The following is a 238-nucleotide window of genomic DNA, read 5'->3' as shown; positions in this document are numbered from 1 at the left end:
GTCAACTCTTTCGTGAAGCCGCCGATGCCTTTCATTTTGATGCTGTAGAACAGAATCAGGATAAATACGCCCAGTGCCATAGACAGCGTTACGTTCACGTCCGCAGACGGAACCACACGCAGTGCAGGCAGACCCAGTACATGTTCAGCAATGTACGGCAGCAGGTCGATAGGCAGTAAATCCATCAGGTTCATCAGGAATACCCAGACGAAGATCGTCAGGGCCAGCGGAGCAATCA

General features: G+C 51.7%; 1 protein-coding gene. It reads right to left on the bottom strand.

Features of this window, described 5'->3' with window-relative positions:
* Positions 1-238: F0F1 ATP synthase subunit A (locus tag AC0L27_RS41515; RefSeq protein ID WP_473323946.1), on the bottom strand; the 238-nt coding region annotated here is incomplete at both ends.

The sequence above is a fragment of the Bradyrhizobium sp. Ken51 genome, assembly GCF_055807435.1.
Note: the sequence above shows the minus strand (reverse complement) of the source record. Positions and strands in the feature narration are given on the sequence as shown.